Raw genomic sequence first — 13097 nt, forward strand, 5'->3', positions numbered from 1 at the left:
CACTAGCGATCCCAAGGTTCCAGCGCGTCGAAGATTGCTTTCGACTGCGCCGAGTGCTCGGCGGCCCGGTCGGCCTGACCTAGCTGCGAATAGACTTCGGCCAGGTCACGATGGGCTTCCCATTCCACGTCAGGCACCGCTTCGATCAGGGCCAACAGGTCAGCCTTGGCTTCTTCCCAGCGGTTGAGTTTCATCAGGTATTCGGCCCGCACCCGCCGCGCGATCCAGGCACTGGCCATTTCCGACTCGTCCCCTTCGATCGTCGCTTGCACTTCGTCCCAGCGTCCCATTCGCAGCCAGATGCGATATCGTAAGAAGACCGCGCTGGTGATCTGCTGCGGCTCGACTTGTAACAAGCGTTCGACGTCGTCGAGTGCCTCTTGAAACTTGCCCAGCTCGAGGTAGCACTCGGCCCGGTCGAGCAGTTGCAGCGAGCGCGCCGTCGAATAGGCATCTTCCTGCATCACCACCAACAGCGAGCGTGCTTCGACCGCTTCGGCGTACTGACCGCTGCGCTGCAGGGCGTCGGCCTGAATCGCGAGCCACGCTTCGACGTCGTCTGGTTCCAACTCCATCGGATTGGTCGGAACGAGGTGCATCACCTCATCAAGCTGGTTGGTATGCAGCAAGGCCCGGGCCAGGTCGAGATCGTACGCGCCTCCTGGCGGAATGTCGCACGCGATCGCCTGACGGACGTCTGCCACTTCATGCTGATAACAACGCAGGTCGAATTCTTCAAAGCCAGCCCACAGCTGCGGACGCGAAGACCAGCAGGTCGAGCGCTGGATATAGCAGCCTTCCTTCGCGCTCGGATCGTCGGCCGCCAGGATCGCCGCAGTGGCGTCGCACAGGATGAAGTCTTGGCGGATTCCGCTCTCGGTCACCAGGGCCAGCGATTCTTCTTCCGCTTCGCCGTAGATCTCGGTATCGATCTGTCCCAGTTCGAGCGACCGATCGACGTACCCTTGATAATCGGTCGGCTCTTGCAGAATCGTCCGATGCAGTTCTTCCAGCCGATCGACTTCGGCCTGTTGAATGGCCAGCTCGCTCAAATCTTCCGTCGGGGGAAAGATGCGGGTCGGGAAGAGCCGCCGCGAGATCTGCGCGTACGCGCCGAGCATGTGCTCCGAGTCGGCGGCATGGGCCGCTTCCAACGACGAGACCGCCCCAAACGGATCGCCCGCATGGACGCACCCCATCGCCTTCACGATCAGCGCAACCGCGACCTGCTGCTTGTCGCCATGGATCTGGCCGAGATCGAAGGCTTCCTTGGCAACTGCCATCGCCCGGTTGCTATCGCCCCCTTTCAAGAGCCCAATCGCCGTCTCGACAAACGACCGCCCCTGCCAAGCACTTTCCACCACAAGCATCCTTCCGTAATTGCACCGCGCCACAGATCTGCCCTATATCATCCCCCAACAACCGCCGCCCGCCAACCATGCCACACCCGCAGCGAAGCCCACCGGGGGAAAAGTCTGCCGCTGGAAGAGGGACACTTGCGTTTTGATCCGCTACAATTCGGTTCCCCGTCGCTGCTTAAGGCGAGGGGCAGTTGGCAGAAGGATAGGTTTGACATGCGTTCAACTTGGCGATGGTCTTTACGGGGATTGATGCTTTTCGTGCTGCCGGTTGCCTGCGCTTCGGGGTGGCTGGTTTCGCTGCGGAGTGCTTACCATGCCGAGAACGAAGCGGCGAAGGCGCTCTTTTCCGAGTATCAGGCTTTTTTGCAGGCCGCACCGGCGTGGGGCTCACACGGCAGCTACGTCGACATCCCGTTTCCTGACGGGAGCCAGCTTCAGCAGGGGCGGCTTCACGTTCCGGTTCATACCGTCCGGTTCAACGGCGTTCATCTCGATGATCGGGCCTGGGAACTTCTTTCGAAACTGGAGGGGCTGCAGTCGCTGGTCTTGTGGGAATGCACCATCGACGCGACCGGACCGAGTTTCTCGCGCCTGCCCAACGTCACGAAGGTCGCCATGCACCACACGCCTCTGCCAGCAGATCCGAAGCGTGAGCTGTGGACCGGGCTCACGCTTCAACAGCTTGAACTAAACGACGTTGGCGACCACCCGCTGGCTGGCTACAACCCGGCACAGCCGCAACGACAACTTCAAGCGTTGGTTCTCACGCGGGGTCAACTCGATTCGACCGAGCTCGCCGCGATCTGGCAAATGCACCAACTCAAGAGGCTGGAGATGAACTTCGTGGAAGTCGATCCAACCGAGATGGCAGGGCTGCGAGAGCTGGCGCGCGTCGAGTCGCTCACGCTGCGTGGCATCCACCTGCCGCCGGAATCACTGCCGAACACGGCCGACAACTTCTCGCTAAGAGAATTGGCTTTGCTGCAGTCCCCAATCGATGACGAAGATATCGCCACGATCGTCCGTACGGGAGGGCTGTTGACCACACTCCGTTTCGACCGCACGCAAATCACCGACCAAGGAGTCCGCCGCCTGCTCGACTTGATGGACCTGCGTTCGCTGGCCTTCTATTCAGACGAACTCACCCAGAAATCAGTCGACACGCTGAAAATGATGTATTGGCTCAACTGGTCGGAAGTCACCATCCAATCGCCCCCAATTCAGAACGAACTCGACGAGCTGCAGAGCAAGCGGCCTGGCCGACGGTAGTGTGTCGCCGCGTTTCAGGTTCAACGATCGACGACCACCATCCACCCACTGGTCGCCCGGCGAACATCTATCTTCTTGCTGGCATGTTGAAGGAACGCAACGTGGTGGGCTGGTGGGCGGTGCTGGGGCGGGATAACCGTTCTGTTTGGCTGACTGCCAGGCGGTCGTTGCGGTTGGGGAAATGAGGTTTGGCCCATCGGTTTCGCGGTTCTCCGCGAGTTCGCTTCCTTCGGCTGCCGACCGGCACATTGGTGTTAGACTCTCAACTAGACGAGGGGTATCACGGTCCAGGTCGGCATAAGCCACCCACGCTGGCATCGACTCCATCGATGCGGGGCACAGCGAAGGGGCAGGGTGGTTTGTGCGGGACCGTTCTTTAACCAACAGGAGCTTGAAGTTCGATGGTTCGGGGGCATGGGATCGCAACGCGAAATGTGCTGGTGATGCTGGTGCTGTTGTTTTCGGTGCCAGCGGCTGGTTACCTTTATGCCCACCGTTCCGACACGGTGCAGTACGCCATTCTCCATGGCGACATGTTGCTGCTGAAGCAACTCGTTCGTTCGAAAGCCGATGCCACACAGCGTATTCATTTGACTGGCCCTGAAGGACAATGGGGACAGCCGATTCACCTGGCAGCGGCGGCTCGTCAGCCGGAAATCGTCCAGTACCTGTTAGACCTCGGGGCCGACCCCAACGCATTAACCGACGACGGCCTGACACCGCTCTTCTATTGCCACACCACCGAGAAGTTGCTGGTCAACGATCCGGCCAATCAGGCCTTTCCCAATCAAGCCGTCCTGGTGCAAGAGGTGCTGCTGCATGCCGGCGCCGACATCAACTATCGCTACAACGGCATTACGCCCCTGATGTGGGCGGTAAAGAATTGCGACTTGCCGGTGACCCGCTCGCTGCTGGAACATGGCGCGGCGATCAATCTTATCGATTGCAACGTACGAACGGCGCTCGATCACGCGCTCGAGATCGAACCACAAGTCACTCGGCATCTGTTGGTCACCTTGCTCACAGACCAAGGTGCGTTCTCGGCCCAGGCCCCCTCCAGGCAATAAGTCGGGAGCGCGTCGCGAAGATTGCAGGTTGCGGTGATGCATCGGCGCTGACTTCGCGGGACGAAGTTGCCGCGTTCGCCGCGACAGAAGAACGACGCCCACCAGCGGAAGCAGACCGACGCGATGGTGCTTCTCCCAGTTCGTTGGCGGGTGACCGCGACTCTGGAAATGGTTTCGGTCGCAGGCAACGCAAGTAGTAGGCTCTTATTGTTACCTTCCGAAAGGACCGTCCTTTCGGCACGCACGCTTACGCGGAGACGTTTCATGCTTACGCGACGTAACGGACTGACGACGCAAATTGTCGTTTTTGTGATGCTACTGATCGGTATTGCGATTGGTGGTTTCAAATATGCGCAATCGCGGTATTCCGTTCACCACGCACTGATAAGCGGTGATATGCCGTTGGTCAAACGCCAGATCCGTAACCGGCTGGAAGCATCGCATCATCTGCGAATGAATCACAACCACGAGCAATGGGGCCTGCCGCTGCATATGGCGACCAGTGGCAGCCAGCCCGAAGTGGTCGCGTACCTGATCGAACTGGGGGCCGATGCCAACGGCGAAACGCACGACGGCATGACCCCATTATTCTTCTGCCGATCTCCCGAAGAAGTGCGGCGGGTGGCGAGCGATCAGCGTTCGCATCCCAATCCGGCCGTCGGCGTGCTATTGATTCTGATCGATGCCGGGGCCGATGTGAACAAGCCTTGGGGAGGCATCACGCCGCTGATGTGGGCCGTGCAAAACCAAGACCTGCCGGTCGCCGAAGCGTTGATCCACCACGGCGCCAGCGTCAACGCCACCGACCACTCGTTCCGAACCGCACTCGACTACGCCCTAGCCATCGAACCCCCGATCACGCGGCACCGCATGGTGACGCTGCTCACCAAAAGCGGCGGCTGGTCCGGGGAAGACTATCGCCCGTAAGAACTCGTTGCGAACGGCTCGAAGGAACCTGGTTCCTGGCCGGCGTCCCCTGCGAAGCTCGTTCGATGCACGACGCTCACCTTCGGGGCGAATCGTCGATCAACAACGCATACGAGCAACATTTCAACGGCAGGTTCTCTGCTTTATCGAACAAGATCGCTAAATTCGATGATCGTTTGCGGGTTGTTTAACTCTTCGTGAACGGCGAGCAACGCCAGGAGTAATGTGTCCGAGCCAGATACAACGTCGTAGTATCCGGTTCGCGAACTAGCCCGCGGCAGAGGCTTGCTTTCGTCCCAGAAGACTGCAATCGCCTCGTCCGCCAATTTGCGAGCGCGATCCAGGTAGCGTTCTTCCTGAGTGATGCGGTGCGCTGCAAGCAGGGTAAAAATGACCGTCCCGTATTCACCAGCCCACAGATCATCCTGTCGAGGATCGGGATGTTCCTCGAGATAGAGTGTTCCTGCTTCGACGACCAGCTTTCGATACTTGTCACCCATTTCGGACTTGCCGAGTTGCTGTTGGCGCGTGTTGCACTGCAAAGCAATCATGGCCGTCGAGTGGACGCCATATCCCAGTCCCCAATGGCGTGAATATCCGTTGGACTGTTTCGCCTCGACAGTTTTCGGCTGACCGGTCTCTGTATCGGCATAGCTGACAAAGCCAAACTCAGGATCCGCAGGCTTGTGCGGCATGGAAAGGAACGCTTGGTCCTGAGAGCTGGCCAATTGTCGTAATAATGTTGCCGATTGATCATCCATCCGTTGTGCGGCATCGGTACATTCGGCCGCCAGGGCGACGGCATACAACGAAGGTGATGTCTGAAACCACGCTTCGCGGTCGGAACTGTCGAGCGACAGATGCCCCAGGCGACTCATCCGGTCAAGGTATCTTTGTGTAAGCACGCGAACCGCTTTGGCAAACTGCTCGTCATGATTTGCGGCGTAGGCACGGGACCAGGTATCGATAAAATACCCGCCTTCTTTCGCAAAGTCATAGTCTCGCCCAGGGCCATGACGGTGATACTTCGCATGCCGACTGAAGTTCCCTGTCTTCTGGTCCGCAATTTGATGTTCCCAAAGCCCATAGGCATACTTTAGCGTTCGTTCAGGTTCGGCATCGTAAACCAAATCGAAGACGACAAATTTCTCTTTCGGCTCGTGCGTTTGATTCGGGTCCAAGTCCCCCAGCCGATCGTCGACGCAGTTCCAGTAAAGATGCTCGCCCCAAGCGAGCAGGCCTGTTTCGGGATGCTGCGTGATACGTACGAAGTCGACCAATGCCGTTTGGGCTGCCTGTTCGTACCGTTCTTCCCCCGTCATTCGGCTAAGATGCAACATCGTGCGGTAGAGGTCTTGCTGAAGATTCGCATTGGAACCGCCTGGCCCAGTTCGATCGCTGTGCCGGACACCAGCCGGGGCCTTGGGCAATGACCGCAATGGCTTTCCGGTCTTTCGATCCAGAACGGAAAGAATCATTCCGGATTGTTGTTCCCCGTAGGTATCTCGCCCGTTCTCTAAGATCTTGTCGACCGTGTTGCGGACGACTTCCAAGTATTTCGTATCGGAAGATGCGGGCTCCGCCGCCGATACCGCATGACTAACGTTAAGCGCGAGGAAGAACATTAAGCCGATAAGTTGTACACGACTACTTAGAATGGAAATGTTCATCTGCGCGTGTTGCCTCACATGCGTTGATTGAAATCGCGACCAGGGTTACTCAAGGGTCAGGTTAGATCTTTGGAAGTCGGTACGCAATCAATGAGACCATTTTTATGGCGAAGAAGTCAAAAGCCCTGGACGAACCTGCCTGAAAAGCTCTGGTACCTAACCGGTGTTTGTCGTCCTTCGTTCCGTGAACGATCTTTGCTAGACGGCCTGATGCGAAGCCGCGGCAGGAAAGCCTGATATCCGCCTGTTTCAGCTGATTCGAAGGCTCGTGAATCAGCGACTCTTCGGACAGGTAGTTGCGGCCTAGGCGGATTCTCTTTCCCAGCGCACCCTACCATTCCGCCCCCCAGCGCGCTACCATGAACCGCTCGCGTTCTCTTCACTTCTTCGCTCTTCCCAAGGCGGTTTGCGATGGACGATTCTTCGGCGGGCCGCGCCTCGGCGGGGGATGGGAATTGGGCTGCGGGGGACGTGGCTTCGGGGCGGGTCGAGTTCTTTTTGGAACTCAACCGATTGGACGAAGCCCTGATCGAGGCGCAGCGGTGGGCTTCGCTCGAGCCGCACAACCCTTACGCGCTCGCTCAGCTTGGCTACTGCTATTCGCGGAAGTTCAAATTTCGAGAGGCGATCGAGAACGCTCAGGCCGCCCTGGCCATCTCTCCCGGTTCGCACTTTATGCAGGTCAATCTGGGCGTTTGCTATCACAACACGGCTCAGCCTGAGAAAGCGATCGAGGCGCTGCTGCCGACGCTGGCCATCGACCCGAACGATACCTACGTGCATGAAATTCTGGCCGAGTGTTATCTGCATACCGAAGAGTACGACACCGCCTTGAAGCATTGCGAAAGCGTGATCGCACTGAACCCTGCGGCGGCCAGTCCGTGGAATTTGAAGGGTCGGCTGCTGATCGAGAAGTTGCAGCCAGAGCCGGCGCTGGCGGCGCTGCGTGAAGCCCTCCGCCGCGAACCGAACCACGCCAACACGCACTATCAGATGGGCGTCTGCTTCTTCATGCAAGGGAAGCGGGAGCAGGCCCGTCATCAGTTTCAAGAGACACTGCGACTCGACCCGCCCGACGTGCTGGCCAAGTGGCAATTGGGAAGGCTCGATTCGATTCTGTTCCCGAGTGTGTACTCGCCGTTTGAATGGTACGCGACCGGCTTGCGGCTTTATTCCAAAGGGCTGCAGGCCGTGCTCAACGACAACGCCACCATCTGGCTGGTGTTGCTGCTGACGGTCGTTTACCTCGCCATGTGGTTCTGGCATCGCGACAACGACGTGGTGGCTTGGATCTTAAGCATCGCGCCGCTGATCATTCCTTACGCCGTGCTGCCGATTTGGATCATGCCGATTTCGCACACGCTGTTTCCGTTTGAAACGAACATGCAGAAGTTCGTCTGGCAGAAGCGGCTCGGGCTGCGGCTGTTGGCGGCGTCGCTCTTGGCGATCGTCGTGACCGGCGTGTGGGGATTGGTGACCTGGGATGGCCTGGTGTTCGGTTCGGCTTTGACCGCCGCGTACGTTTATCTGGCCGCGGCCCAGTTCGTGTTGAAAGATACCTGGGCCGAGTCCCTTCCGGTCGCCAAGTACCTGGTCACTTCCTTCGTGCTGGCCATCGTGGTCGGCGTGAAAGTATTCTTCGTCGACCACACCACCGAAACAATCGCCACGCACGTGATGTTGAACGTGATCGGCTGGCTAGGCATGCTGACCTTCTTCCGAGAAATCCGCTACGACCCGCCCGACGAAACCGAGCCCGCAACCGAAGCCACCGAAGAAGTCGTTCAGGCCGAAGTGATCGAGGATTGAACGACCGGGGAACCAAGAAGATCGCACCATGATCGCAGAGATCTACGACGCCAATCGCCCGTTGTTCAAGTTGCCAGCCTCCCACCCGGCTCGGCAATTTCTGGAAGCATTTGTCGCTTGCCGGCAAGCATGTAGCGGCCGTGAACTTCCGCCACCGCTAGGCGAAGCCATCGATCAGACCTGGTGGTCCAAGCTCGACCAGCGACAATGGACGTTCTCTGGCTTCGTCTACATGTACGTCTCGTTCACCGTCGTGCTCGATGGCTGGTTGACCGATGCGACTGAGCGTACCGAGACGGAACGCCTCACGCTGGAGAAGCTGCCACACCTTGAGCAGTTGCTTTCGGAATGCCGTGCCGCTTGCCACGCCCACGGCAACTTCCGCGTTCTTGCCATGGTCGACCAGGTCGGCAACATGCTAACCCTCTGGAGAGATTGCCTGGTATCCCGTCGCGACTCGTGAGTTCGCTGGCGAAGCGTTCTCAGTGCGTCCTCTATTTCTCAACACCTGGCGATTACCGTAATGAACGAGACCTCACCGGCAGGTTTCCTGCAGAAGATCGTTCGGGCACATGATGCCGGCATCATCTGCCCAGCCGAGGTTTGGAATCAGGTCGCCGATTGCCTGAACGATCGCGACGTGGAAACGGTTCTGAACAACTGTCCCGAACCAACACGGCAATCGCTCGTCCGAATCTACGCCGACCGCCCACACTCGCTGCAACCGGAACAAGGCCCTGCAAACACCCGCGCAAGAATCGAGACCTGGCTGCAAAGACAGCGCTCGGACGAATTTTAATCGGTGGGCACATCTGTCGCTATGGGAGCTCGTTTCATCCGATCGCATACGCGGCGCCGGTGACGACTACGTCGTTCTCGGTGAAGGCAATCGCTTCCAGGCTGTTGATGGCGAACTGGCATTCCGTCGGCAGCGAGTTGCCGAGCAGGCCGTCGAGCAGTTCCAGGAACAAGAAGTCCTGCACGATCGTGCATAGATCCGCTGGGCTGGCGTCGTAGAGCACATCGAAAGAAGGATAGCCGTGACGCTTCAGCGCAGGAATCTCTAACGATCCATTCGTGAGCCGATCGTCGCGCTGGGTCTCCTCTACGAACACATCAAATGCCTGCTGAATCGCGGACTGAAACTCCGCCACGGAAAGCTCGATGCGATAAGGGAGCAACTCGAACGCGCCCGCCGTCGCCTCGCCAAAGCCAAGTCCGCGATAGGTAACCCGACCAGGCTCGCTTTCGATATCGCCCATCGTGATTTTCAATTCATGTCTCGTCGCTAGCCGGATTGTTCGGGGTTGATGCCCAGTGTTACGGGCTAGGTTTGGGATGCATATTCTTCCATCATCCGTTGCACTCCGCTTTCTTTACTTTTTTTAGAAGATTCAATGTTGCCGATGTCTACTTGTCTGTATATTGCGTATGCCCATCAGCATGCATGACTTCACACCCCAGTGCTACCCACACGGAAGGTCAATGGCATGTTTCCTCTTGACGAAGCGTTTCTGGCGGCAATTCATCCGAGCGATGTCCATGGCGGGATTAATCTCCGTGAAAAGGAGATGGTCCTCACCACGCTCCGTTTCTATTTTGGTCCCGCTCAAGGCTGGGGAGCGGTTCACGATGTGTCTGATCCTGGTTCCCTGAATCAGTTGAATCATACGCTTCGACAGCCTGGCGAGCGTTACGATCTCTTGGAAAGTCAAACACCCCTGGCTGCAGGGCATTTTTCACAAGGACATGCCCCGACCGGCATGGTGACGCTGTACGTCGCTAAAAAGGACAACCCTGGCTTGTCACCGAGCTACTTCGTATACGAGCTGGAAACTAATCTCACGCTTTATATCGGACCTGATCTTCTTCACAACATGCCTGGGCATTTAGTTCTCAATTGCCTGGTGCTCGCCCCCGACCATCGCCCCACCCAGTCGTTAACATTACGTACTTGATGGATCATCGCGTTTTACCATCCGTATAAGGGCATGCCGAATGACATTCAACGCGTCGAAGTATGTGAATTTCGTATCCGCTGATACTGCCGCACGCGAGCGGTTAACGTTGCAGTACATGGGGCCACGCGATGACTTTGACTTAATCGTGATCGGCTCAGGCATCGGAGGTGGCGTGCTTGCCGATGACCTGGCCGAACGATTGGGACGTCATCAGCGCATTCTCGTGTTGGAAGCGGGATCGTTTCTGTATCCCACACATGTCTACAACTTCTGCCGGTTTCCCAACGCCAGCGTTGCGAAACACTTCGGTTGCGATACATTCTGGCAAGACAGCAACTCTTCCGACGCCGATCAGTTTATCGGCGAAAAGCCTCAACTAAACTTTGGCGGTCGATCGATCTTTTGGTCTGGTTTGATTCCCACACTGCAAGGTTGGGAACTTGATTTCTTTCCCCATCGCGTACGACAAGATCTCGTTTCCGGCCTATTGAATCGTGCTGGTGACGTGATGAATGAGTCACGCTCGTTGGGGTCCGCCGCCGAAGCCGTGGTCACTCGGTTGCGTGCTTCCAGCCTGGCGGCAGATTTTTCGATCCAGCAGACGCCCCGTGCACTTCACCAGCCTTACCTCGAACCCAACGGCACCCCCAAAGATGAGTTCTTTACGGAACCGACCGGCGTCTTCAACACGGCCGAACTGTTGGTGAACCAATTGGGCCTAAGCCCTGGGGTTAGTCATGGTGATGGTCCTGGGCTTCACATTTTGCTTCGTCATTTTGTGGAGGATATCCAAAACCATGGGGGTCACATGGAAGTGGTTGCCAGAAATTTGGCGACGGGGGATATCCGCACACTGAAAGCTGGCCGCGTTATCCTGGCGGCTGGTTCAATCGAAAGCCCTAAGCTTCTGCGGCGATCAAGCTTGTTTCCGAATCTTCCCAATGAAGTGAAGTGGCTTGTTGGTCGTGGCCTGACCGACCATCCGACCACCGATGGAACGCATACATTCGTCGACGGAATTGGTGATGTGAATCTCGACCCAACCGACCACGCCAAGATCGTTTTCTATTCTCGTGGACTGCGTGATGGCAATCGTATTCGCTATCCGTTCAATGTTGAGATGAACTTGAACCACGAACGCTGGCATCTTCGCGACAACGATCCGTCGGAGTCGGTGCCACCTTCTCCAGAAGGTTTGGCCCGCATCGATATTAAATTCAGCTTCGGCAATTGCCTTGATGACGACAATTTGATCGAGCCCGCGCCACCTTTCGAGTACGTCCCGAAGATTAACTTCCATAATCAAAAGAAGGCCGATCGCCTCGCCCATTCAAGATTGCCGGCATTGGCCAATTGGCACGGAGGTACCAATCAGATCTGGGACATCCTGAACGATGTCACGCATCGGATCTTTTCCCAGTTTCGTGTTCACGGGCAGAGTGCTCGACCTGCAGATGAGGCCTGGTACGGTCAGAACTGGAAAGGCTTCGGTTATGGCACGGTGCATCATGCGGCAGGTTCGCTACGCATGCCTTCACGACCAGCGGTGGACCAGCCTTTCTCACCGCACTCCGTGGTTGATGAAGACTTGAGGGTCGTTGGTGCGGATCGCTTGTATGTGTGCGACATGTCGGTGATGCCAATCAGCACCGCAGCCAATCCGGTACGTACACTCGTCGGACTCGCGCTCCGTCTGTCGAAACATCTTGGCTAGGCACACCAATCCCAACGGAAATCTGACAACCATTCACCAACAGTTCGCCTGCCCCCATACGATTCCACAATACTGGCTTCTCTTCTACAGGGACGCTACCTTGGTGGCAATGGCTCACGTCATCGAATGGTCATTGCACATCTGATGCGTTCATTCCATTCGCTTTCCAATCGGAGGCAGGTTGATTAAGACTTTCAAGTCGTTCTCGATGCGGCAGATGTTGTTGGCGATTGGCGTGGTGGCGGTGTTGGCTTTCCTGGTGACGCGCTGGGGGCCGTTGCTGACTGGCGAGACGCAGCCCCATTTCTGGTTCATCCGCGATGCTGCGGATGGTGAGTATCCTTTGATTCGCTCTGGCTTCCTGCACGACAAGGATGGTGTCCATGTGATTGTGTTGTCGCAGATTCATTCGGAAGCGATGCTTCCTGAAGATCATTTCCCCGCCTGGTTTGCTTTGGTTAAGTCGTCGCGGGAGGGCCCGACGGTCCTGATCAATGGCCAGCCGCTGATTCCGCCTGAGCAAGGAATCGTGGTCGTTTCCTCGATCGACGATGGGGAGCCTTTGACGCAGACGATCGCCGTTTCGGATCTTCCCCACGCACCAGGCCTTATCATGCCGACCGACGCGCCGGTGATCTGGAAACTGGTCGCTGCAAGTCACGAGGCATCGGACACCGCACCTTAGCCCACGTCAACCAAAGTTCCACATCGCCGGCAGGGCGCAGCCGCAGAGGTCGCAGGCGTAGTGGTCGTCTTTCACGACGTTGCGTTCGTGGCAGGCGGGGCAGCGGCGGAAAGTGACTTCGGTGGTGAACTTCCCAGGGTGGGGCAGGCCGATCTGGTCGAGCACCTGTTGGCATGTCGGCCACGACCACTTCGCTTCCGGGCAGAAGCCGGTCGAGTAGTTGCTGATCGCCACCACCTTGCCCGACGCGTCGAAGGTCACTTCGCCGGCTCCCCAAACCGGTCCTCCAGCAGCGCACGCGACATGCTCGGACCGCCTTGATGCCAGCCGCAGCCGCTCGTCCAGGCCAATCGTGAAGGTCGCCGTCAGGTTCCCTTCGGCATCGATCTCGGCTGTCTGCGAGCTTCTCCAATTTACCAGGTCTACCGGCGTAACGATCGGGAAGCCTGGATCCGATTGGCGGGCAGCGGCGGCGATTTCGGCCGGTCCGACATACGAAAATGGGTGATTTCGAAAAGGCATGCGTTTCTAAAGGTGTTAACAAACGGCCTGAAAGGGGTAAACTTGTCGCCTTAACTTGGGAGACGCCAGTCAGTTACGATTGGTTCAAAAAAGATACCCGCATCCTTTTTGC

Annotated in this window: 13 protein-coding genes; 9 read left to right on the plus strand and 4 right to left on the minus strand. The window is 57.5% G+C overall.

All coding sequences use genetic code 11. From position 1 onward, the window contains the following. Positions 1-2: 2 nt before the first annotated feature. Positions 3-1361 carry a tetratricopeptide repeat protein gene (locus ABD890_RS23425; protein WP_345095156.1) on the minus strand — a complete coding sequence of 453 codons (1359 nt, stop codon included), beginning with the start codon at positions 1359-1361 and terminating at the stop codon, positions 3-5. A 213-nt stretch (positions 1362-1574) separates the two neighbouring features. Between ABD890_RS23425 and ABD890_RS23430 the strand changes: the two genes are divergently transcribed. The 3 genes from ABD890_RS23430 (at position 1575) to ABD890_RS23440 (ending at position 4624) form a co-directional block, all read left to right on the plus strand. Then, positions 1575-2630: a leucine-rich repeat domain-containing protein gene (locus ABD890_RS23430; RefSeq protein ID WP_345095158.1), complete on the plus strand. Its 1056-nt coding sequence runs from the start codon at positions 1575-1577 to the stop codon at positions 2628-2630. Positions 2631-3031: 401 nt separating this feature from the next. Beyond that, the gene (locus ABD890_RS23435; RefSeq protein ID WP_345095160.1) at positions 3032-3697 is read left to right on the plus strand and encodes an ankyrin repeat domain-containing protein; all 666 of its coding nucleotides are present in this window, start codon (positions 3032-3034) and stop codon (positions 3695-3697) included. A 264-nt stretch (positions 3698-3961) separates the two neighbouring features. Beyond that, complete coding sequence (locus ABD890_RS23440) at positions 3962-4624, plus strand: ankyrin repeat domain-containing protein (protein WP_345095162.1); 663 nt, start codon at positions 3962-3964, stop codon at positions 4622-4624. Between the two features lie 143 nt (positions 4625-4767). Here ABD890_RS23440 and ABD890_RS23445 read toward each other — a convergent pair whose 3' ends face one another. Then, positions 4768-6294, minus strand: a complete 1527-nt coding sequence (locus ABD890_RS23445; protein ID WP_345095164.1) for a hypothetical protein — start codon at positions 6292-6294, stop codon at positions 4768-4770. A 411-nt stretch (positions 6295-6705) separates the two neighbouring features. Here ABD890_RS23445 and ABD890_RS23450 point away from each other — a divergent pair, with 411 nt between their 5' ends. From ABD890_RS23450 to ABD890_RS23460, 3 genes are read left to right on the plus strand one after another with little or no spacing between them, the layout of a single operon-like run. Continuing rightward, positions 6706-8103 carry a tetratricopeptide repeat protein gene (locus ABD890_RS23450; RefSeq protein WP_345095166.1) on the plus strand — a complete coding sequence of 466 codons (1398 nt, stop codon included), beginning with the start codon at positions 6706-6708 and terminating at the stop codon, positions 8101-8103. Between the two features lie 28 nt (positions 8104-8131). Further along, entirely contained in the window at positions 8132-8566 is a 435-nt protein-coding gene (locus tag ABD890_RS23455; protein WP_345095168.1) for a hypothetical protein, read from the plus strand. A 60-nt stretch (positions 8567-8626) separates the two neighbouring features. Then, positions 8627-8902 carry a hypothetical protein gene (locus ABD890_RS23460; RefSeq protein ID WP_345095170.1) on the plus strand — a complete coding sequence of 92 codons (276 nt, stop codon included), beginning with the start codon at positions 8627-8629 and terminating at the stop codon, positions 8900-8902. A 34-nt stretch (positions 8903-8936) separates the two neighbouring features. On the opposite strand, the gene ABD890_RS23465 is transcribed toward ABD890_RS23460, so the two are convergent. Beyond that, positions 8937-9377, minus strand: a complete 441-nt coding sequence (locus ABD890_RS23465; protein WP_345095171.1) for a hypothetical protein — start codon at positions 9375-9377, stop codon at positions 8937-8939. Positions 9378-9593: 216 nt separating this feature from the next. Between ABD890_RS23465 and ABD890_RS23470 the strand changes: the two genes are divergently transcribed. From ABD890_RS23470 to ABD890_RS23480, 3 genes are all read left to right on the plus strand, one after another. Further along, positions 9594-10061 carry a hypothetical protein gene (locus ABD890_RS23470; protein ID WP_345095173.1) on the plus strand — a complete coding sequence of 156 codons (468 nt, stop codon included), beginning with the start codon at positions 9594-9596 and terminating at the stop codon, positions 10059-10061. Between the two features lie 40 nt (positions 10062-10101). After that, a complete protein-coding gene (locus tag ABD890_RS23475) occupies positions 10102-11778 on the plus strand; it encodes a GMC oxidoreductase (protein ID WP_345095175.1) in 1677 nt (558 codons plus the stop codon). Between the two features lie 181 nt (positions 11779-11959). After that, positions 11960-12463, plus strand: coding sequence for a hypothetical protein (locus ABD890_RS23480; RefSeq protein ID WP_345095177.1), 504 nt, complete (start codon positions 11960-11962; stop codon positions 12461-12463). A gap of 6 nt (positions 12464-12469) precedes the next feature. On the opposite strand, the gene ABD890_RS23485 is transcribed toward ABD890_RS23480, so the two are convergent. Then, positions 12470-12985, minus strand: coding sequence for a hypothetical protein (locus tag ABD890_RS23485; RefSeq protein WP_345095179.1), 516 nt, complete (start codon positions 12983-12985; stop codon positions 12470-12472). Between the last annotated feature and the right edge of the window lie 112 nt (positions 12986-13097).

This window comes from Bremerella cremea, assembly GCF_039541315.1.
GTDB lineage: Bacteria > Planctomycetota > Planctomycetia > Pirellulales > Pirellulaceae > Bremerella > Bremerella cremea.

Excerpts from the sequence above, each read along its gene's own strand:
- ABD890_RS23430 (WP_345095158.1), top strand. The coding sequence starts at position 1,575 with ATGCGTTCAACTTGGCGATGGTCTTTACGGGGATTGATGCTTTTCGTG.
- ABD890_RS23435 (WP_345095160.1), top strand. The coding sequence starts at position 3,032 with ATGGTTCGGGGGCATGGGATCGCAACGCGAAATGTGCTGGTGATGCTG.
- ABD890_RS23440 (WP_345095162.1), top strand. The coding sequence starts at position 3,962 with ATGCTTACGCGACGTAACGGACTGACGACGCAAATTGTCGTTTTTGTG.
- ABD890_RS23445 (WP_345095164.1), bottom strand. The coding sequence starts at position 6,294 with ATGAACATTTCCATTCTAAGTAGTCGTGTACAACTTATCGGCTTAATG.
- ABD890_RS23450 (WP_345095166.1), top strand. The coding sequence starts at position 6,706 with ATGGACGATTCTTCGGCGGGCCGCGCCTCGGCGGGGGATGGGAATTGG.
- ABD890_RS23455 (WP_345095168.1), top strand. The coding sequence starts at position 8,132 with ATGATCGCAGAGATCTACGACGCCAATCGCCCGTTGTTCAAGTTGCCA.
- ABD890_RS23460 (WP_345095170.1), top strand. The coding sequence starts at position 8,627 with ATGAACGAGACCTCACCGGCAGGTTTCCTGCAGAAGATCGTTCGGGCA.
- ABD890_RS23470 (WP_345095173.1), top strand. The coding sequence starts at position 9,594 with ATGTTTCCTCTTGACGAAGCGTTTCTGGCGGCAATTCATCCGAGCGAT.
- ABD890_RS23475 (WP_345095175.1), top strand. The coding sequence starts at position 10,102 with ATGACATTCAACGCGTCGAAGTATGTGAATTTCGTATCCGCTGATACT.
- ABD890_RS23485 (WP_345095179.1), bottom strand. The coding sequence starts at position 12,985 with ATGCCTTTTCGAAATCACCCATTTTCGTATGTCGGACCGGCCGAAATC.